Here is a 19,393-nt window from a genome sequence, read left to right as displayed (position 1 = left end):
TTAGCCAATACCTATCAACTCCATGTATTGCCGCATCGAGACAAACATAAATTTAAATAACTGCTGCATCACCTCAGACATTACTGTAAACATAACAACCATTGTGACAAACGCCACAAAAATCTTCACTGGAAAACCGATTACAAAAATATTAAGTTGTGGCACAGTTTTTGCAACAATTCCTAGGGCTAAATCAGTCAAAAATACAGTAGCTACAATAGGAATAGCTAATTGAAACGCAATAATAAACATTCCAGTGAACATTTGTATTACAAACATAACTGTATTTTCTGTTGCAAGTTTCGGCCATGTCTGTGCAACAGGTACAAATTCATAACTATAATAAATTGCATCTAATAAAAGATGATGGCCATTAGCACTCAATAATAATAATAAAGCTATAACATTAAAAAATTGTCCAGTTAAAGGACTTTGTGTTCCCGTTTGTGGATCAATAACATTGGCAATAGCAAATCCTATTTGGAAGTCAATAAAACCTCCAGCTATTTGCACTGCTGACATTACAATATACGCTAACAAACCTAATGTTAGTCCCACAAGTGCTTCTTTAACAATCAATAAAGCATAATTACCATCAACTTCAATCATTTCAGCATCCATAGGAAGTGCAATAATTACTGAAAATAAAACTGCTAATCCAATCTTTACTTGATTTGGAATTGTTCGATATGAAAAAAAAGGCACTGTTGCTAAAAAAGCACTTAATCGGACAAGAATCAATATGATTAATGGAATTTTTGCTACCAATATTTCCATTCTCTCACCCTATATACCTTGTTAAGTTTTCAAAAATATCTTTTGTGTATGTAACAACCTTTGTTAGCATCCAAGGGCCAAAAAATACGATGGCTAATAATACAGCGATAATTTTTGGAACAAAAGATAATGTTTGCTCTTGAATTTGAGTCGTTGCTTGAAAGATACTCACAAGTAAACCAACTACTAACGCTACAAGTAAAAGGGGCCCTGAAGCCATAATCACAACAGTAATTGCACGTTCGGCAATTGATATAACTAGTTCTTGTGACATTTTTATTCATCCCCTAAAAGCTTTGTAATAGTGACTTCATCACGAGTGACCAGCCATCTACTAATACAAATAATAAAATTTTAAAAGGTAGCGAAATCATTACTGGCGGTAGCATCATCATCCCCATAGACATTAAAACACTAGCTACAATCATATCAATGACTAAAAATGGTATAAAAATCATAAATCCCATTTGAAATGCTGTTTTTAATTCACTTATGGTGTATGCCGGTACTAATGTCGTTAATGGTATATCCTCTACTTTTTCAGGCATTTCTTGATTTCTATAACTTAGAAATAAATCTAAGTCATTTTGGCGTGTATGTTTAGCCATAAACTCTTTAAAAGGTGTAGCTGCATTATCATATGCCTCATCTAAAGTTATTTCTTCATTAAACAATGGTTGTAAAGCGCCTTTATTCACTTCTTGTAGAGTTGGTGACATAATAAAAAATGTTAAGAACATTGCTAAGCCTATAATTACCTGATTAGGCGGCATTGTATTCGTTGCAAGAGCTGTTCTTACAAACGACAAAACAATGACGACTCGAGTAAAACAAGTCATCAAAATCAAAATACTTGGTGCAATAGAGAGTACTGTCAACAATAGCATTAGCTTCACAGAAGTCGAAACATTGGCAGCACTACTATCAGAAAAATAATTTATAAAATCACTCATCTTTCAGGCTGCTCTCCTTCTGTTTCAACACTTGTAATTCTTCATTACGTTGTTGTTTAATTTGATCTAAACGGCTTACAAATTCCGTTTTAAAATCATCCTTACCATCCATTTCTACCGTTTTTTTCTTTTTTAATAATTTTAAAAAAGGTGTTCCTTGAATTGGTTGAATTTGCTTTTCATTGTATAGAGCAATAAGTGAATTACGTTCTTGCTCATCTGTAATTTCTTTTAGCATATTTACATCTTCGCCTACACCAACTAGATAAAGGGAATTTCCTACTTTAACTAGTTGTACGGATTTTTGTGATCCTACAGAGATCCCGCCTAAATTTTGCATCATTTTAGTATGTTGATATTTTGTATTACGTTTATTTAAAACCCGTAATACAAAATACAGTAATCCAATAACAAAAATTAAAGCAAAAATCATCTTAATGTATTCTCCAGCAGACACACCAACAGCTGTCGATTCTTTATCATTATCGACAGCTGCCTTTGTATCCTCTTTGCAGGCTTCATCTTTCTTGTTTCCTATACAGTCATCTACCATAATATTAGATGATGCATAACCCACTTCAGAAAAAGGTACCGTTTCAGCAAATGGCAAAACATTACACAATACAAAGAAAAGCAATATAAAGCATACTTTTCTAAACATCACCTTACCCCAAAGCTTTTTGAATAGCTTCAATAACTCGATCTGCTTGGAATGGTTTTACGATGAAGTCTTTAGCTCCTGCTTGAATAGCATCAATTACCATTGCTTGTTGTCCCATTGCAGAACACATAATAATTGTTGCGTTCGGACTTGTCTTTTTAATTTCTTTCAAAGCTGCAATACCATCCATTTCTGGCATTGTAATATCCATTGTCACTAAATCTGGTTGCAATTCATTATATTTTTCAACAGCTTGAGCACCATCTGCTGCTTCTCCTACTACTTCAAATCCATTTTTTGTTAAAATATCCTTAATCATCATACGCATAAATGCTGCATCATCTACGATTAAAATTTTCTTTGCCATAATTAGATTCCTCCAAACGATTATCGTAAGTTATTTAGTCTATCTGCCTTACTTAAGATATCTGTAATTCGCACACCAAAATTCTCATCAATAACAACTACTTCACCTTTTGCTATTAAACGACTATTTACTAAAATATCAACCGGTTCACCAGCTAATTTATCTAATTCAATAATTGAACCGCTTACTAATTCTAATACGTCTTTTACTGAACGTTTTGTACGACCTAATTCAACTGTTACCTGCAAAGGTATATCTAGAAGCATATTTAAATTACGCGCTTCTGTTTGTTTTAATGATGGTTGTGTAAATTCTGTAAATTGTGCCTGTTGAACATTCATTGGTTGTTGTTGATATTGTTGAGGTTGTGCATACATCGGCTGTTGCATTGTAATTGCTTCCTGCTGTTGCATCATAGGCTGTTGCATTGGTTGTTCTTGTGAAGTCACTGGTTCAGAAACACTTTCTTTCTCTATTGAAATTTCTTCTACTGGTTCTGGATTCAATAGTTGGTGAACTAAGGATTGACTAAATTCCAAGGGTAATAACTGCATAATATTCGAATCAATTAATTCACCTATACGTAAACGGAAAGATACACGTACCAGCAAATCCTCTTCTGGAATATTTTCAGAACCTTCATCTTCACGAATATTCATTAGATCAATTGATGGAGGAGAAATATCTACTTTTTTATTAAATATTGTAGACATCGAAGTAGCTGCAGAGCCCATCATCTGATTCATTGCTTCTTGAACAGCACTTAAATGTATTTCACCTAATTCCTCTGATGGATTCAATCCATCTCCACCTAGCATCAAATCTGCAATAATAGCCGCATCGGATTGTTTGATTACAAGTAAATTCATTCCTGTTAAACCGATCGTATATTCTACTTGAATAGCAACATACGGATGGGGAAATTCCTCCTCCAGTTTGTCACGATTAATCATTGAAATAGTTGGTGTGGTAATATCAACTTTTTGACCCAGTAAAGAAGATAGTGCAGTTGCAGAACTGCCAAATGAAATATTACCTATCTCTCCTAAGGCGTCCTGAGACATTTCATCTAAATAGTCTCCTACATTATACTGTTCTTTTTGAGCAGACGCATCATCATTTTTATCATCACCTTTATCAATTGATTCACCACGAAGTAGTGCCTCAATTTCTTCTTGTGATAACATATCATCACTCATCATCATCGTCTCCTCCTCTCAAAGACTCAATTACTTGAACAGCCATTTTTTTCTTCACTTTACCTGGCTGAGCAGTAAATTTTGGAATATTGTCTACTTTAATTGTTAATGGATTGGTAATGTTTTGATCTAACTGAATAACATCACCCTGTTGTAAAAATAAGAAATCTTCAATACTAATGTTTGTAGAACCTAATTCAGCTGTAACATCCACCTCAGATCGACGAATATTTTGCTCAATTCGAGCTTTTTGTTCTGGTGAATTTTCCCTAGTATTCGATTGCATCCAATATCGGACAGATAAATTTGGAACAATTGGTTCTAATACAACATGTGGAATGCAAATATTTATCATTCCACTAGTTTCACCAATGATAGAATTGAACGAAATAACGACTACCGTTTCATTTGGTGATATCATTTGTAAAAATTGAGGATTCACTTCTAACTCTGTTAAAATCGGGTCAATATCAGCAATATTTGCCCATGCTTCACGTAAATTATCAAATGATCTCTCAAAGAGATTTGTCATTATTTTTTGTTCGATTTCCGTCAAATTATCTACATTACTATGACTTGTTCCTGCTCCACCCATCAAACGATCCAACATTGAATAAGCAATATTTGGATTAATTTCCATTAGAATATTGCCATCTAAAGGTGGCACATCAAATACATTGATTAATGTAATATTAGGTATGGAACGAATAAATTCTTCAAATGGTATCTGATCCACCGAGGCTACGGTGATTTGAACATAGCTGCGCAGCTGGGCAGAAAAATATGTTGTTAATAGGCGTGCAAAGTTTTCATGAATTCGCGTTAAGCTACGGATTTGATCTTTAGAAAATCGTAATGCTCGTTTAAAGTCATATACTTTTACTTTTTTCGTTTCTTCTTCTTTTTTCATATCTTCCGCTGACATTTCACCTGTTGATAACGCTGATAACAATGCATCAATTTCGGATTGTGATAACACATCTCCGGCCATTTGCCCACCTCCTTAAAAATTCATTTCTTTTTTATTGAATAATACATGATGTAATATACACACGTTGAATTTGACCTTCTTGCATTAATTCATTAAATTTTGTTTTTAATGTGTTTTGTAAAACCGCTTTTCCTTTTTTCCTTCTAAATTCTCTTTTGATAACTCTGAAAGTTCTTCAATTAAAATATCTTTCATTTGAAAATCACGTTTTGTTAATTCTTCTGCAGCATCCTTACTATCCGTTTGTACTTTCAAAGAAATTTTAACAAAATTACTGCCTTTTAAGTTTGTAGTTAATTCTTCTACATCAACAGAAGACTCTAGTACTGTATCAATATCTGGCTCCGCATTTGCCGTATCTTTCCCACCAATTTGGGTAATAACTACGGTGGCTACAACACCGATTAAAGTTAGCGAAACCAACACAATAAGCATAATTGTTAGCACTTTATTTTTATTCATCTTCTTCACCTCTTAAATGCGGATTGGATAGGAGTTGAACACTTTTATAAAACTTTGTAACTCGATTTAATACTTCGTTCCCAGATTCTAATACAACATATTTTCTTCCAGTCGTTAATGTAATGGTCGTATCTGGAAACTCTTCGACTGTTTCTATGTATAATGCATTAAGCGAGAACGCCTTGCCATTTAACTTTGTTAAAGAAATCATAAAATGGATAGGACTAAGAAATTAACTTAGTCCTTCCTCCCTTCTTATAAAAAGGTTAAAAATTATCGTTTTAAATTTACTAATTCTTGTAAAATCTCATCAGATGTCGTAATAATGCGTGAGTTTGCTTGGAAGGCACGCTGCGCAATAATCATTTCGGTAAATTCTTCTGACATATCAACATTTGACATTTCAAGGAATCCTGATTGAATGACGCCATTTCCCTCTACACCTGGAGTTTTTTCCTCACTTGGTGCTCCTGAGTTAGCAGATGGTTTAAAGAAGTTTGCTCCTACTTTTGTTAGACCACCTGGATTAATAAATTTAGTAACTCCTATTTGACCTAACGGAGTTAACTGTCCTCCAACAATGGCATTAACTGTTCCATCTTGTGAAATAGATACTTCAGTGGCTTCGGCGGGGATATTAATATTACCACTACCAGCTGCTTGAATATAAGCTCCATCACTTGTTACTAGAGCCCCATTGCTATCTAAATAAAAATTACCTGAACGCGTATACATCGTTTCACCATTTTTTGTAACTTCAAAATAGCCATCTCCTTCAATAGCTAAGTCAAGCACGCGATTGGTTGTCTGTAATGATGATTGATCTGCAATTGTATCAATTGAAGCTACTGCAGAACCTAATCCAATTTGTTTTGGGTTTGTACCACCCATTGTATCTGTAGCGCCGCCAGCACCTGCAGAAGTTTGTGAGATTAAGTCTTTAAATGTCGTACGGCCTTTTTTGAAGCCATACGTATTAACATTGGCGATGTTATTACCAATAACATCTAACTTCGTTTGAAAATTTCGTAAACCACTAACACCTGAATACATTGAACGTAACATAATAAATTTTCTCCCTTCGATTTTAAAAAATATATTACCTCTGTCAATCGGTAATACGAAGGCACCCTTTTACAGGTCCTGCCTATGATAAAATAATTGTTCCATCAATATTAGTAAACAATTGATTTTCAGATTCTTCTCTACTCATTGCTGTAATGACTGTCATATTTTTAGCGCTAACAATCATTGTTGTTTTGGGTGTTACAACAAGCGGTTCCTGAACTCCTTTTTCTTTCGCCTCTAGTACTTTACTTGTGATTTTCTGCCATTCTACTTCATTTATTTTTATATTTCGCTGTGCCAAACGTTGTGATGCATGTTTACTTATTTTCAACGAATTATGTTGATTTAAAACATCTTGAAAGTTTTGTGTAGGTACCTTTTTATAGGGCACTACATTTGGTGATTGCTTAACAGTGTTTGCTGGTTGTAGTGGTTGAATATATCGCAATAAATTTATGCTTTCTGAGCGATTGCTACAATTTGATCTGCTGTTGTTTGAAGACCGCCTGATAAATTGAAAACAATTGAGTTGTCTTTTCTAGATACCGATTCAACCATCGCTGTTTGCTCTTCACCTTGTTCGTTTTTGAATGTAACATTTTTCCCAATTAACATGCTTGAGTCTACAAGAGAATTACCTGCACTACTTGAAGAACTTCCAGATAATACTTCTGATATATTAGATGCTTGAATGATTTTTCCATTATCTAATACAAATTTTGCTGTTGAGCCGTCGTATTTGACACTTACGATTGTTCCAGTACCACTTTCAACACCTGCTGTAGATTGTGTTATCGAATCTTTAGCAGACTCTACAACTTCTCCAGTTTCTTTTCCAGTTGTCGTTGTTGTAATATGATACTTTACCGTTTTACCAACAAAAGAATTAAATTGAATCATCTGTGTTTGCTGTGTGACTGCTGTTAATTCTTCAATTGATGACGAAACATTTTGCATTTGTTCTAAAGAAGAGAACTGCGCCATTTGTGAAATAAATTGTGAGTTATCCATCGGACTAGATGGATCTTGATATTGTAGTTGTGTTACTAATAACTTTAAAAATGCGTCTTTACCTAAAGAAGTATTTTCACCTTCTGCAACTACTTTAACGCCATTACTTGGCATACCATATTGTTTTTGAATAGTTGTTGTCATAACTTACACCTCTAATTCTGCTAATAGTTCTTCAAACGTCAATCCATCATCATCTTGTCTATTTTCTTTTTGATTGCTATGATTCTGCTGATTCATAGACGATTGTTGATTAAATTGTTGTTGGCGCTGCTCGCTACGTGACGGTTCAGATAATGCTTGTGAAATATCAATTCGATCCAATTGAATATTTTGATTCACTAGCCCTGTTTTTAATTGATGTAATTGACTTTCTATCATTTGCTTACCAGTAGCTGTTGATGTCAAAATACGTGCACTCATTATTCCATTTTGCTGTGAAAACTCTATACGTATTGAACCCAAATGCTCTGGATATAGTTTAATCAATAAGCGTTGTCCTTGAGCATTAGTTGCTAATTGGCTACGATTCATAATTTGTTCAAATTGTTTTACAAAGTTTTCAGATTGTGAAGTTGGCGTTGTTTGCGGTAAAGAAATTGTTATAGTTGTTGTCTGTGGAATGATTTTTGTAATCGCGTTACCTACCAATTCAGGCGTCACTGATTTTGTTGTTGAAATTTCTTGCTGAACGACTGGTTTCACCACCCCAATAATTTCTTGTTCCTTCATATTGGGTGACAATTCTTTTTGACCTATAGTCGGTGCTTGTACTTCTGCCACTTTTATATTCACAAGTGCCTTGTTAATCATTTCTTTAACATCTTGTTGCGTTTGTGCAGTTTCAATAACTCTTGAAGCAATTGTAGTCATCCAGTTTTTAACTTGTGAACTCTGCATTTCTTGTTGTAATGTTAAATCTGTTTTTGGAGCCGCCAATTCAACAAATTTTAACATTTTAACAACATCCGAAATTTCTTCTTTTGTAAGTGGTCCTTTTCCTTCTAATGAAGTCGTTACATTTTGAATAAATTTGAATGCACTCATATCAAGTTGGGCTAAAATATCCCAAAGGTTATTCCCCGTTACTTCTTCTGCAATTAGTTCACTAAATGCTTTTTTCAACTGATCTATATCTACCTCAAGTACTTCTGCTAATTGATTTAATGAAATCTGTTTTGTCATTAGCTCTGTATCAGAAATATTAATTCCTAATTCTTTCAAATTCGAAGCGTTCAATAAACTTTTTATATCTATATCTACTGTTTCAACTTTTGTCTGATTATTACCCAACAATGCACCTAATCCTAAATTCATTTGAAATTTTTTAGATGTATTTCCATCATCAAGTGTTTTTTGCTGATTTGGTACTACTGAATTTGTATCATTAATAGTTGCGGCATTTAGTCTTTCATTAAATGATACACCTTGATCATTTACAGAAGCATTTGTTGTATTTACTGTATTCATTGATTGTTGCATTGTGTTTGCTAATTGCATCGTTGCAAGATTCATTTATTCACCTCCTTTCAATTTTTTAATTTGTTGAAGTTTTTGTTACATTTTTATTGTCGACTTTTTTTACAGATAATAAAGTAGTAAATCGAGCAGCTTCATCTGGAGACATTTTTTCTAAAATGGCGGCTAATGTTTCTGTTTTTAATTTACTCATGATTGCAATAGCTTCTTCATCCTTAAGCGCAACTAAAGCTGGCGCGGCAGATTTCGGTCGCATTTGTTCATATGTAGCAACAAGCGAATCAATACTTGCTGTTTCATCTTTAGAACCTGACTTTAATTTTTTTATTTCTTTTTTCAAACGACGTTTTTCTATTCGTTCTTTTTTCGCAGTTATTTTTTGTTGATCAATTTGATCTTGCAAACTCTTAATTTCAGCTTCTTTTTCTTGTTGCTGAGCTTTCAAATTCACAATTTGTTCTTCGTAATTTTTATTATTAATTTCATTGCTTTCTTCATTTTGAGAAACACCTGCAATATCTTTTGCCTTTTCAAAAATATTTGTACCTGTCACTTCAAAAACAATTAATAAAATTGCTGAAGCGAATAGTAACGGTATAATAATCCAGAAAAAAGCTTTTTGGAATTTTCCCGGTGTTTTTTTTCTTCTCCCAAACCTTCACGGCCCTTAGGTGGTCTTTTATCTTTTACAGGTCGTTTTTTTTGTTGTGCCACTAGAATCACCTAATTTCTTTATTGTAATAAGCGATTTGCGAGAGCTCATCTAATTGAAGCATTTCTAATCGATTTTTTTCTAATTTAAATAATTCATAATCTTTCTCTCGCATTTTTTCATATTTTCTACACTCTAATGTTTGCTCAAGTAACTTTCCTTCAAACCATTCCATTTTAGAACGTGCTTGAATTACCTTATTTTGAATATCAACAATCGCTTTTTCCATGCTATGTAAAAACTGTGCATTACTATGCATTTCTTGGATGCTCATACCTATTTTCATTTGTTGCTCTTGATAGCTAATTAAATCTTCTTTTCTTTTTAAGGAATCATATAAGTTTTGAGCAACTGCTTCAAAATCTTGTACAGCTTTTTTATAAGCCATTTCAACTTCATTCTTTTCTTGTTCTTTTACAACAATAATGGAATCAAATCGATATTTATACTTTGGCATCTATTATCCTCCTCGATTTGCTAAGTGAATAAGTTGATTAACGCTTTCTTCTAAAGAAACCGGGTCTAGATACCCCTGTTTTAAAAAATTCGTAATCAATGGTTCATAAAAAATAGCTTCATCAATTTCTTTTGATGTTCCTTTTTTATAAGCTCCTATATTAATCAAATCTTCGGATTTACTATAAGTGAAATAAAGTTCTCTTAATTTTTCTGCGGCAATTTTATGATCGTTTGTAACAATATGATTCATTAGTCGACTTACACTTTTCAAAACATTTATTGCAGGATATTGCCCTTTATTAGCCAAGACACGGTCTAAAACAATATGACCATCTAATATTCCACGTACAGTATCTGCAATTGGTTCATTCATATCGTCCCCATCTACTAGTACTGTATAAAAAGCTGTAATAGAGCCATATTCATTTGTTCCTGTACGCTCTAATAGTTTAGGTAAAATAGCGAATACTGAAGGCGTATAGCCTTTTTGTGCAGGAGGTTCTCCTGTAGCAAGACCTACTTCTCGTTGTGCCATAGCCACTCGTGTTACCGAGTCCATCATTAACATGACATTTAATCCCTTATTACGGAAATATTCTGCTATAGCTGTAGCTGTAAAAGCACCTTTTATACGCATTAATGCAGGTTGATCAGAAGTAGCAGCAACAATTATCGAGCGTTTCAGCCCCTCGGGTCCTAAATCTCGTTCTATAAACTCTCTTACTTCTCTACCACGTTCTCCAATTAATGCTATGACATTTAAATCTGCAGTAGTATTTCTAGCAATCATTCCTAATAATGTTGATTTACCTACACCCGAACCGGCAAAGATACCAAGACGCTGCCCTTTTCCGACTGTTAACATACCGTCAATTGCTTTAACACCAACCTCTAATTTTTCTTCTATAGGTGGTCTAGTTAATGGGTTCGGTGGTTCTCCTTCAGTATCTACAACTGCTAATCCTTTAGGTAATATCGAGCCATCTAAAGGATTTCCCATTGAATCTAAAATTTTCCCAATTAATTCTGGCCCAATTTTAATTTCAAGTGGCTTATTTGTGCTTTCAACAAGACAACCAATAGAGATATCTCTCAATGAAGTAAAAGGCATTAAGACAACCGTTTCATCTCTAAAACCCACTACTTCTGCTAAAATTTTTTGATGCCCTGTATGCGCAGAGAAAACATGTATTTTACATACATCACCTATTGAACTTTCAGGGCCTTGCGCCTCAATCATTAATCCAACAACTTTTGTCACTCGACCATATTTTTTAAATGTAGGTACGGCATGTAATTGTTCTAATAATTCCACAGCCTTCATTCCAAATCACTCCGCACTCTCTAATATTTCACTTAGGTGGTGACGTAACTCATTTAACTGTTCATCAATGCTAGCTATAAGGCGACCATGATTTGTATCTATATAGCATTCTTGAATTGATAATGTATCATCAATAAAAATCATAAATGGCATATCTGCTGGGAACATTGCTACTAATTCTGCTCTGTTTTTTGTAAGCAATGCATGATTTTCTGCAGAAACATACACTTTGACAAAATCACTTTCACGAACTTCTTTCAATGCTCGTTTAACAATTGGCATATATTTTGTAGCATTTTCTTCTAACTCTAAATTTAAAATCCGCTCAGCTGAACGCATAGCCAATTCTAAAATAACGCCCTCTTGACTTTCTAGATATGCATAGGCATTTTGCTCTGATTGAGCCATTGTTTCATTAGCTATTTGAATATCAGATGCCATATTCGATAACGCTTTATTTCTTCCCTCATCTATACCTTGAGAAAAACCTTCATCATATGCTTGTTGCTGCAATTGGATTTTTTCATCTTCCCATTGTTGCTTGGACTTTTTTAATGAAGTTTCTTTTTCTATACAAAATACTTCAAACTGCTTTTTTTTCAATTCAATTTCTTGCCGAGCTTCTTCTAATAATCGATCTCGCTCAGCATACAATTGTTCTAGTGAAATATCTGGAACGACGTCATTATCTTCATCGACAGTAGGAATCATGAATTCTCGAATTTCAATCGTGCGAATATTTGGTTGGTGCATGCCTGCGCCTGGGCGATAAATTCTAGACAATAATGTCATCTCCTCCACCACGAGCAATAATAATTTCTCCGGCATCTTCTAAACGACGAGTTACTGCGACAATACGTGATTGTGCTTCTTCAACATCACGTAAGCGAACTGGTCCCATAACCGCCATGTCTTCTTTAAAAGTTTCTGCCATACGTTGAGACATATTTTTGAATAAGATTTCTTTGACATCTTCGCTTGAAACTTTCATAGATAATAATAGATCTTCGTTTTCGACATCGCGTATAACACGTTGAATTGAACGGTTGTCCAATGTAACCAAGTCTTCGAAAACAAACATACGTTTTTTGATTTCTTCTGCAAGTTCTGGATCCTGAATTTCGAGTGCATCGAGAATTGTTTTTTCTGTTTGACGGTCTACCCCATTCAGTACTTCTACAACTGCATCTACACCGCCCGTTTCTGTATAATCCTGTGTTACTGTAGAAGATAATTTTCTTTCTAATACAGATTCAATTTCACTAATAACTTCAGGTGATGTTGATTCCATTGTTGCTATACGTTTTGCGATATCTGCCTGTACTTCTTGTGGCAGTGACGATAAAATTGTTCCTGCCTGCTGAGGCTCAAGATACGATAAAATAAGTGCAATTGTTTGTGGATGTTCATTTTGAATAAAGTTGAAAATTTGAGCTGGATCTGTTCGGCGCGCAAAATCGAATGGTCTTACTTGTAATGATGATGTCAAACGATTAATAATTTGCTGTGCTTGATCATTTCCTAATGCTTTTTCAAGAACTGTTTTTGCATATCCAATACCCCCTTGCACAATATAATCTTGTGCAAGGGCAATATTATGAAATTCTTCAATTATCTCTTCTTTTACTTCTGGGTCTACTTTTTTCACGCCTGAAATTTCTAGAGTTAAACGTTCAATTTCCTCTTCGGATAGATGTTTATATACTGCAGCAGAAACTTCAGGTCCTAATGAGATTAATAGGAGTGCGGCTTTTTGTTTACCAGAAAGCTCTTTATCTTTTTTTGCTACCAACGCATTTCCCTCCCATTAGTCTTCTGAAATCCATGTACGTAATAATTTTGCAAAGTCTTCTGGCTTATCTTTCGCCATTTTCTCTAACTGTTTACGACGAACTGTTGATTCAGAATCTTTTTCGTCTGCTATGTCTTCAATTTCCATTTCCTCATCATAATAGTCTTCTTCATCATAATAATCTTCTTCATTTTGACGACGTGAACGGATAATAAAGAATGTTAATAATCCAATGGCTACAACTAGAACACCACCAATGACCCAAATCCACCAAGGAATTGTTGTACCTGTTGCTGTTGCTGTTGTAGCTTTACCATTTAATTTTTGAACGGAAACATTAATTTTTTGTGATACATCTGCATTTGATAAGTTTCCTGCTGAGTTTTTATCAATTGATGTACGTACAATTGATGTCAACATATCTTGAACAGCCGTTTCTGTATCTGCTGGTAGAGATGTTGGGTCATCTGATGTTGGGGGTTCTAAAACGACTTGAATCCCTAAATCACGTACACGATACGGACTTTCAGTAATTTGGCGTTTAATACGATTCACTTCATTATTAACAGTATCTTCTGTTCTTTCATAATCTCCAGAACCCGTATCTCCAGCAGCTTGATAATCTGTAAAATTATCTGTAGCTCCATCTGCCTCTGACGTTCCTGCTGCTGCAGCTCCAGTACCTGAGTACGTTTCAGAGATCTTTTGAGCACTAATTGTAATACCCGCCATATTTTCTTTATCAACTGGTTCTACTAGTTTCTCAGTTCTTTGTTCTTGTGTGAAATCAATATCAGAAGTCACTGTAACAACGGCTTTTCCAGCGCCCATAATATTACTTAATAATGATTGAACTTGTCTTTGTAAATCACGTTCAATTTGTTTTTTACGGCTAATTGACTCGCTGCATTCCCAGCTCCATTCGCTCCTGCAATAGAATCTGATGTTAAATCAAAATATTCATTATATTGATTTGTAATAACAATATTATCTGTATTCAAATTGGGTACTGATTTTGCCACTAAATTGTATAATGTTTTAATTTGCTCATCAGAAAATTGTTGTCCTGCCTGTGTATCTAACACAATAGAAGCACTAGATTCTTCTGCATTCTCACTACTTGTTACAAATGTGCTTTTTTCAGGTATAGATAACATAACTTTTGCATCTTTAATTCCATCCATTTGTTTTAATAATTTTGCTAATTCAGTTTGAACTGATGCAACTTTTAGCACATTAAATTCGTTGTCAGTCATACCAAATCCTGCGTTTTCAGAGAAGAAAGAGTAGTCAATTTCACCCGATTGTGGATAGCCTTGTGAAGCTAAACTTACGAGTAAATCATCTGCTTGATTTTCTGGAACTAATATTGTGGTTCCACCTTCTTCAATTTGATACTTAACCCCTTCAGCATCTAATTGTTCTTTAATTTGTCCAACTTCACTAGCTGTTAAATTTGAATACAAAGGTTTGTAAGTAACGCGGGTTGCAAAATATGTAATAATTGCTGCTAACGCAATAATTGCTACGATGCTACTAATTAATGCAATCTTTTGCTTTTTTGAACGACTTCCCCAAAATCCAGAGAACTTCGTTTTAATATTATTTACTCTTTCGTTCATTTTATGCCTCCGGGTACTTGTAAATGCAGCGATTCAAAGGTTTAAGCTTATACTGACATACGCATAACTTCTTGATAAGCTTCGACTGCTTTATTACGAATCGATAGAGCCGTATTCAATGTAACATTTGCTTTTTGTGCAGCAATCATTACATCATGCAACTCCACATCTTGCCCATTCACTAATTTATTTGTATACACATCTGATGTTGCTTGTGTGTCATTTACTTCATTAATTGCATCTTTTAACATCGTGCTAAACGATGTGTCTGTTTTAATGTTATCTGTTGCTGCTGTTTGCGTCACAGCAGGAGTAACAGGTTGAGTTAGCGCCACAGAAGATATGGCCATCATTAACAGCTCCTTCTAATTCATTTATTTACCTATTTCTAAAGCTTTTGACAGCATTGATTTATTTGCGTTAAATGCAGTTACATTCGCTTCATAAGATCTTGTTGCCGAAATCAAGTTTGTCATTTCTTTTAATGAATCCACATTTGATGTTTGAACATACCCTTCATCATTTGCATCCGGATCAGTTGGATCGTAAATTAATTTAAACGGTGTTTCTGTATCTTCATTAATTTGAGTTACTTTTACACCTTTACCTGTGGACTGATCACTTCGACCAATTGCTGCACTTAAATAGTTGGAAAAAGCAGGTCCTGATTGTTGAGAAGCTAATGTTACCGTTTTACGACGGTATGGTTCCCATTCTCCATTAACTTGTTTTGCTCTTGTTGTATCTATGTTTGCTAAGTTTGATGAAACAACATCCATTCTTAATCGTTGCGCAGTCAATGCACTTCCTGTTGTTTCCATACTACTAAAAATCGACATGGTTAACTTCCTCCCTTAGCAACTGTTAACAATGAATTAAGCTTTCCACTTACACGATCAATTAATGCATTGTAATAAATTGTATTTTCCGCTAAACTTGCCTGTTCTTTATCCATATCAACACCATTACCATTTTGGCGATAACTTAAATTTGTATAACTATATACACCTGGTGTTTTTGTTGAACTGGTAGTGAAATTAATATGCTTATTATCTGTTCTATAAGCTGATACAGATGATGTTTTCGCATCTTCTAACATTTTGGCAAAACTAACATCTTTTGCTTTATAATTAGGTGTATCACTATTTGCTATATTTTGTGCAACTACTTTATTCTTAGTTGAAGCATATGATAGACCATATTCTAAATTACTAATTGTCCCACTAAATAACCCCACTTTTTTCACCTCAGTTCAATATTCGCTGTAAACAAAGCCCTATAATATCAATATGTTAATTGTAATAAATAAGCGACAGTGTGTCTATTGATTCTACAGCTTTTTTAATGATTCCAAGGTCCTATCTTTAGTTCTATAATACTTTCAACTCAATGTTATATTCACTATATTATATTGTTTTTAGGCTGTTTATTCACACTATCAATACAGTGTAAACCTTAAACATAGGGATTTTGAAGCTGTTTCGAATTTTACTTTTTATTGAAATAAAATATTACTTTTATCCTTTGTAATATTTTATGCCTAAATTTGTATTTAAAGAAAATTAATTACATAAAGATACATGAATTTATTTTTAAGAAGTTTAATTTGTATTTTTATGATAATTCTTTAGTTTCTTATTAGCAGTTATTTTTTCAGCAAATAAAAAAGAAGGAATCGTAATAAATACGATTCCTTCTTTCAATTTAATAATTAACGCATTTTGATTTCTTCTAAAGCAGTAAGGAATTTATTGTTTAAAACTTTAATATAAGTTCCTTTCATACCTAGAGAACGTGATTCAATAACCCCAGCAGATTCTAGTTTACGTAAAGCATTTACAATCACAGAACGTGTAATACCAACACGGTCAGCAATTTTAGAAGCAACTAATAGACCCTCTGAACCATCTAATTCTTCAAAGATATGTTCAATTGCTTCAAGTTCTGAATAAGAAAGTGAATTGATAGCCATTTGTACAACTGCTTTTGAACGTGCTTCTTCTTCAATTTCTTCCGCTTTTTCACGTAGAATTTCCATACCTACTACTGTTGCGCCATATTCAGCTAATACTAAATCTTCATCTTCAAATGAGTTTCCGATACGACCAAGTACTAATGTACCTAAACGTTCTCCACCACCAACGATTGGAACGATAGTTGTTAAACCATCTTTGAATGTATCTTTATTTTCTACAGGGAATACTGTATGTTCATCATCGATACCTATGTTTGCAACTGTTTCTTGAAAATCATATAAATTTTTAGTATATGCTTCTGGGAAACGACGTTCTTCAAACATTTTTTTAATACGTTCGTTTTCGATTTGTTGATTAATTGTAAGACCTAATAGTTTACCTTTACGACTTACGATATATACATTACTATCAATTACTTCGCCAAGTGTTTCTGACATTTCTTTAAAGTTCACAGGCTTACCAGCTGACGCTTGAAGCATTGAGTTAATTTTACGAATTTTTGCTAATAAATTCATTTTAAAAGTGTTCCTCCTGATTGAATTGTCCTTTATTTACGGAATATTCAAAAGTTTTTATACATTTCAATTATAAACTATAAAATAAACTCTGACAAATCTTTGTTCTTAACGATTTTTCCGAGCTTACTGTTCACATACTGAGGTGTAATATCAATATGTGCTGGTGCGATATCAGAAGCCTCAAATGATAGGTCTTCTAATAGTTTTTCTAAAATAGTGTGCAAACGACGAGCACCAATGTTATCAGTATTCAGATTTACTTCCATCGCGATATCTGCTAAACAATCGATGGCTTCGTCGGTAAATGCAATTGCAATACCCTCTGTTTCAAGTAATGCTTGATATTGTAAAATTAATGAATGATCTGGTTCTTTCAAAATTCGTACAAAGTCTTCTTTCGTTAATTTTTCTAATTCAACACGAATTGGAAAACGACCTTGTAATTCTGGAATTAAATCAGATGGTTTTGACATATGGAAAGCACCTGCTGCAATAAACAGCATAAAATCTGTGCGTACAGTACCATATTTCGTATTTACTGTTGAACCTTCTACAATTGGTAAAATATCTCGCTGTACACCTTCTCTAGATACACCAGGTTGACCACCATTATTACCTCTAACTGCGATTTTGTCGATTTCATCAATGAAAATAATACCCATTTGTTCAGAACGACGAACAGCTTCTTCAGCTACCTCATCACTATCAATAAGTTTATTCGCTTCTTCAATCGTTAATACGCGGCGCGCTTCTTTTACTTGTAAGCGGCGTTTTTTCTTTTTCTTTGGCATCATACTAGACAATAAATCGCCCATACCTGTGCCATTCATATCCATACCAGGCATTCCTGGCATCATCATCATGCTCATTTGTTCTTCAACTTCAACTGTGACCCATTCGTTTTCAAGTTTTCCGGCAGCTAAATCTTCAGCAATTTGGGAACGTTTAACACGGACTTGTGTATCTTCCGTTGTATCTTCATCCTCCTCTTGTTGATTGCCAAAAAACATTTCAAAAGGATTCGCCATATTTGGTTGTTTATTTTTGCGCATGCTTGGAACTAAAAGTTTAACAATTTGTTCATTCGCTAATTTCTCAGCTTGATCATGAACTTCTTCTTGTTTTTCTTCTTTTACAAGACGATTCGCAACTTCTACTAAATCTCTGACCATTGATTCTACATCTCGCCCTACGTAACCAACTTCAGTAAATTTTGTTGCTTCCACTTTTAAAAATGGCGCTTTTACTAACTTAGCGATACGACGTGCAATTTCAGTTTTACCAACACCCGTTGGTCCAATCATTAAAATATTTTTAGGAATCACTTCTTCGCGCATTTCTTCTGATAAACGTTGGCGACGATAGCGGTTGCGTAAGGCTACTGCTACAGATTTTTTTGCCTCTGTTTGGCCAACAATATAGCGATTTAAGTATTCAGTCATTTGTTTTGGTGTTTGTTGTATTGTCATACGTCTAAATCCTCCACAATGATATTATGATTTGTAAAAACACAAATATCTGAAGCTGTTTCTAAAGAAGCTTTTGCAATTTCTTTAGCAGTCATATACTCTCCAGCGTGTTTTTGCAATGCTCTACCTGCTGCAAGTGCGTAGTTCCCACCTGAACCAATTGCTAAAATCCCATCATCTGGCTCAATAACTTCTCCTGAACCAGAAACAAGAAGTAACGTTTCTTTATTCATGACAAGTAATAATGCTTCAAGCTTCTGAAGCATTTTATCTCCACGCCATTGTTTCGCTACCTCTACAGCAGCTCGCTGTAAATTTCCATTATACTCTGTTAATTTGCCTTCAAACATTTCAAATAATGTAAAAGCATCTGCCACAGAACCAGCAAAACCTGCTAGTACTTGACCATTGTATAAACGACGAACCTTACGAGCAGTATTTTTCATAATAACTGATTGGCCTAATGTTACTTGACCATCACCAGCCATTGCACTTTGGCCTTTATGTTGAACTGCAAAAATAGTTGTTGCGTGCATTTGCATATCCACAATCT

At 34.2% G+C, this 19,393-nt stretch carries 24 protein-coding genes and 2 pseudogenes; all 26 read right to left on the bottom strand.

Annotation, left to right across the window (positions count from 1 at the left end; translation table 11 throughout):
• Entirely contained in the window at window positions 1-777 is a 777-nt protein-coding gene (fliR, locus tag KTHG_RS03085; protein ID WP_020189458.1) for a flagellar biosynthetic protein FliR, read from the bottom strand.
• Between the two features lie 4 nt (window positions 778-781).
• Complete coding sequence (gene fliQ, locus KTHG_RS03080; protein WP_020189457.1) at window positions 782-1,051, bottom strand: flagellar biosynthesis protein FliQ; 270 nt, start codon at window positions 1,049-1,051, stop codon at window positions 782-784.
• Between the two features lie 13 nt (window positions 1,052-1,064).
• On the bottom strand, window positions 1,065-1,730 hold the full coding sequence (gene fliP, locus KTHG_RS03075) for a flagellar type III secretion system pore protein FliP (RefSeq protein WP_020189456.1): 666 nt from the start codon (window positions 1,728-1,730) through the stop codon (window positions 1,065-1,067).
• Complete coding sequence (locus tag KTHG_RS03070; RefSeq protein ID WP_044527204.1) at window positions 1,723-2,391, bottom strand: flagellar biosynthetic protein FliO; 669 nt, start codon at window positions 2,389-2,391, stop codon at window positions 1,723-1,725. The genes fliP and KTHG_RS03070 overlap by 8 nt, the downstream gene beginning before the upstream one ends.
• Before the next feature lie 4 nt (window positions 2,392-2,395).
• Entirely contained in the window at window positions 2,396-2,758 is a 363-nt protein-coding gene (locus KTHG_RS03065) for a response regulator (RefSeq protein ID WP_020189454.1), read from the bottom strand.
• Between the two features lie 20 nt (window positions 2,759-2,778).
• Window positions 2,779-3,957, bottom strand: a complete 1,179-nt coding sequence (gene fliY, locus KTHG_RS03060; RefSeq protein ID WP_044527263.1) for a flagellar motor switch phosphatase FliY — start codon at window positions 3,955-3,957, stop codon at window positions 2,779-2,781.
• On the bottom strand, window positions 3,950-4,948 hold the full coding sequence (gene fliM, locus KTHG_RS03055; RefSeq protein ID WP_020189452.1) for a flagellar motor switch protein FliM: 999 nt from the start codon (window positions 4,946-4,948) through the stop codon (window positions 3,950-3,952). The genes fliY and fliM overlap by 8 nt, the downstream gene beginning before the upstream one ends.
• A 31-nt stretch (window positions 4,949-4,979) precedes the next feature.
• Window positions 4,980-5,410: pseudogene (gene fliL / locus KTHG_RS03050) on the bottom strand (flagellar basal body-associated protein FliL).
• Complete coding sequence (locus tag KTHG_RS03045; protein WP_020189450.1) at window positions 5,403-5,621, bottom strand: flagellar FlbD family protein; 219 nt, start codon at window positions 5,619-5,621, stop codon at window positions 5,403-5,405. Before KTHG_RS03045 ends, fliL begins: the two are co-directional and overlap by 8 nt.
• A 62-nt stretch (window positions 5,622-5,683) precedes the next feature.
• Window positions 5,684-6,475 (bottom strand): flagellar basal body rod protein FlgG, encoded by a 792-nt coding sequence (flgG, locus tag KTHG_RS03040; RefSeq protein ID WP_020189449.1) that lies wholly within the window; start codon window positions 6,473-6,475, stop codon window positions 5,684-5,686.
• A gap of 82 nt (window positions 6,476-6,557) precedes the next feature.
• Complete coding sequence (locus KTHG_RS03035; RefSeq protein WP_020189448.1) at window positions 6,558-6,926, bottom strand: TIGR02530 family flagellar biosynthesis protein; 369 nt, start codon at window positions 6,924-6,926, stop codon at window positions 6,558-6,560.
• Between the two features lie 5 nt (window positions 6,927-6,931).
• Complete coding sequence (locus tag KTHG_RS03030; RefSeq protein WP_020189447.1) at window positions 6,932-7,633, bottom strand: flagellar hook capping FlgD N-terminal domain-containing protein; 702 nt, start codon at window positions 7,631-7,633, stop codon at window positions 6,932-6,934.
• 3 nt (window positions 7,634-7,636) lie between these two features.
• Window positions 7,637-9,004 carry a flagellar hook-length control protein FliK gene (locus KTHG_RS03025; protein WP_020189446.1) on the bottom strand — a complete coding sequence of 456 codons (1,368 nt, stop codon included), beginning with the start codon at window positions 9,002-9,004 and terminating at the stop codon, window positions 7,637-7,639.
• A gap of 22 nt (window positions 9,005-9,026) precedes the next feature.
• Window positions 9,027-9,521: a MotE family protein gene (locus KTHG_RS03020; RefSeq protein ID WP_020189445.1), complete on the bottom strand. Its 495-nt coding sequence runs from the start codon at window positions 9,519-9,521 to the stop codon at window positions 9,027-9,029.
• 11 nt (window positions 9,522-9,532) lie between these two features.
• The gene (locus tag KTHG_RS21745) at window positions 9,533-9,682 is read right to left on the bottom strand and encodes a hypothetical protein (protein ID WP_255512337.1); all 150 of its coding nucleotides are present in this window, start codon (window positions 9,680-9,682) and stop codon (window positions 9,533-9,535) included.
• Window positions 9,683-9,687: 5 nt separating this feature from the next.
• Window positions 9,688-10,137 carry a flagellar export protein FliJ gene (gene fliJ, locus KTHG_RS03015; protein ID WP_020189444.1) on the bottom strand — a complete coding sequence of 150 codons (450 nt, stop codon included), beginning with the start codon at window positions 10,135-10,137 and terminating at the stop codon, window positions 9,688-9,690.
• Between the two features lie 3 nt (window positions 10,138-10,140).
• The gene (gene fliI, locus KTHG_RS03010) at window positions 10,141-11,463 is read right to left on the bottom strand and encodes a flagellar protein export ATPase FliI (protein WP_020189443.1); all 1,323 of its coding nucleotides are present in this window, start codon (window positions 11,461-11,463) and stop codon (window positions 10,141-10,143) included.
• A 6-nt stretch (window positions 11,464-11,469) separates the two neighbouring features.
• Window positions 11,470-12,255, bottom strand: a complete 786-nt coding sequence (locus tag KTHG_RS03005; RefSeq protein WP_044527203.1) for a FliH/SctL family protein — start codon at window positions 12,253-12,255, stop codon at window positions 11,470-11,472.
• Complete coding sequence (gene fliG, locus KTHG_RS03000) at window positions 12,239-13,255, bottom strand: flagellar motor switch protein FliG (protein WP_020189441.1); 1,017 nt, start codon at window positions 13,253-13,255, stop codon at window positions 12,239-12,241. The genes KTHG_RS03005 and fliG overlap by 17 nt, the downstream gene beginning before the upstream one ends.
• A 15-nt stretch (window positions 13,256-13,270) precedes the next feature.
• Window positions 13,271-14,877, bottom strand: a pseudogene (gene fliF, locus KTHG_RS02995) (flagellar basal-body MS-ring/collar protein FliF).
• A gap of 47 nt (window positions 14,878-14,924) precedes the next feature.
• Window positions 14,925-15,227, bottom strand: coding sequence for a flagellar hook-basal body complex protein FliE (fliE, locus tag KTHG_RS02990; protein WP_020189440.1), 303 nt, complete (start codon window positions 15,225-15,227; stop codon window positions 14,925-14,927).
• A gap of 24 nt (window positions 15,228-15,251) precedes the next feature.
• On the bottom strand, window positions 15,252-15,716 hold the full coding sequence (flgC, locus tag KTHG_RS02985) for a flagellar basal body rod protein FlgC (RefSeq protein WP_020189439.1): 465 nt from the start codon (window positions 15,714-15,716) through the stop codon (window positions 15,252-15,254).
• Between the two features lie 2 nt (window positions 15,717-15,718).
• Window positions 15,719-16,114: a flagellar basal body rod protein FlgB gene (gene flgB / locus KTHG_RS02980; RefSeq protein WP_020189438.1), complete on the bottom strand. Its 396-nt coding sequence runs from the start codon at window positions 16,112-16,114 to the stop codon at window positions 15,719-15,721.
• 474 nt (window positions 16,115-16,588) lie between these two features.
• Window positions 16,589-17,368, bottom strand: a complete 780-nt coding sequence (gene codY, locus KTHG_RS02975; protein ID WP_020189437.1) for a GTP-sensing pleiotropic transcriptional regulator CodY — start codon at window positions 17,366-17,368, stop codon at window positions 16,589-16,591.
• Between the two features lie 77 nt (window positions 17,369-17,445).
• Entirely contained in the window at window positions 17,446-18,840 is a 1,395-nt protein-coding gene (gene hslU, locus KTHG_RS02970) for an ATP-dependent protease ATPase subunit HslU (protein ID WP_020189436.1), read from the bottom strand.
• Entirely contained in the window at window positions 18,837-19,382 is a 546-nt protein-coding gene (gene hslV, locus KTHG_RS02965) for an ATP-dependent protease subunit HslV (RefSeq protein ID WP_044527260.1), read from the bottom strand. Before hslV ends, hslU begins: the two co-directional genes overlap by 4 nt.
• Window positions 19,383-19,393 lie beyond the last annotated feature (11 nt).

The sequence above is a fragment of the Kurthia sp. Dielmo genome (assembly GCF_000307285.2).
Taxonomy (GTDB): domain Bacteria; phylum Bacillota; class Bacilli; order Bacillales_A; family Planococcaceae; genus Kurthia; species Kurthia populi.
This window is presented reverse-complemented; position numbering and strand designations above follow the sequence as displayed.

Coding starts and splice junctions, on each gene's coding strand:
- fliR (WP_020189458.1), bottom strand. CDS start 777: ATGGAAATATTGGTAGCAAAAATTCCATTAATCATATTGATTCTTGTC.
- fliQ (WP_020189457.1), bottom strand. CDS start 1,051: ATGTCACAAGAACTAGTTATATCAATTGCCGAACGTGCAATTACTGTT.
- fliP (WP_020189456.1), bottom strand. CDS start 1,730: ATGAGTGATTTTATAAATTATTTTTCTGATAGTAGTGCTGCCAATGTT.
- KTHG_RS03070 (WP_044527204.1), bottom strand. CDS start 2,391: ATGTTTAGAAAAGTATGCTTTATATTGCTTTTCTTTGTATTGTGTAAT.
- KTHG_RS03065 (WP_020189454.1), bottom strand. CDS start 2,758: ATGGCAAAGAAAATTTTAATCGTAGATGATGCAGCATTTATGCGTATG.
- fliY (WP_044527263.1), bottom strand. CDS start 3,957: ATGAGTGATGATATGTTATCACAAGAAGAAATTGAGGCACTACTTCGT.
- fliM (WP_020189452.1), bottom strand. CDS start 4,948: ATGGCCGGAGATGTGTTATCACAATCCGAAATTGATGCATTGTTATCA.
- KTHG_RS03045 (WP_020189450.1), bottom strand. CDS start 5,621: ATGATTTCTTTAACAAAGTTAAATGGCAAGGCGTTCTCGCTTAATGCA.
- flgG (WP_020189449.1), bottom strand. CDS start 6,475: ATGTTACGTTCAATGTATTCAGGTGTTAGTGGTTTACGAAATTTTCAA.
- KTHG_RS03030 (WP_020189447.1), bottom strand. CDS start 7,633: ATGACAACAACTATTCAAAAACAATATGGTATGCCAAGTAATGGCGTT.
- KTHG_RS03025 (WP_020189446.1), bottom strand. CDS start 9,004: ATGAATCTTGCAACGATGCAATTAGCAAACACAATGCAACAATCAATG.
- fliJ (WP_020189444.1), bottom strand. CDS start 10,137: ATGCCAAAGTATAAATATCGATTTGATTCCATTATTGTTGTAAAAGAA.
- fliI (WP_020189443.1), bottom strand. CDS start 11,463: ATGAAGGCTGTGGAATTATTAGAACAATTACATGCCGTACCTACATTT.
- KTHG_RS03005 (WP_044527203.1), bottom strand. CDS start 12,255: ATGACATTATTGTCTAGAATTTATCGCCCAGGCGCAGGCATGCACCAA.
- fliE (WP_020189440.1), bottom strand. CDS start 15,227: ATGGCCATATCTTCTGTGGCGCTAACTCAACCTGTTACTCCTGCTGTG.
- flgC (WP_020189439.1), bottom strand. CDS start 15,716: ATGTCGATTTTTAGTAGTATGGAAACAACAGGAAGTGCATTGACTGCG.
- codY (WP_020189437.1), bottom strand. CDS start 17,368: ATGAATTTATTAGCAAAAATTCGTAAAATTAACTCAATGCTTCAAGCG.
- hslU (WP_020189436.1), bottom strand. CDS start 18,840: ATGACAATACAACAAACACCAAAACAAATGACTGAATACTTAAATCGC.
- hslV (WP_044527260.1), bottom strand. CDS start 19,382: ATGCAAATGCACGCAACAACTATTTTTGCAGTTCAACATAAAGGCCAA.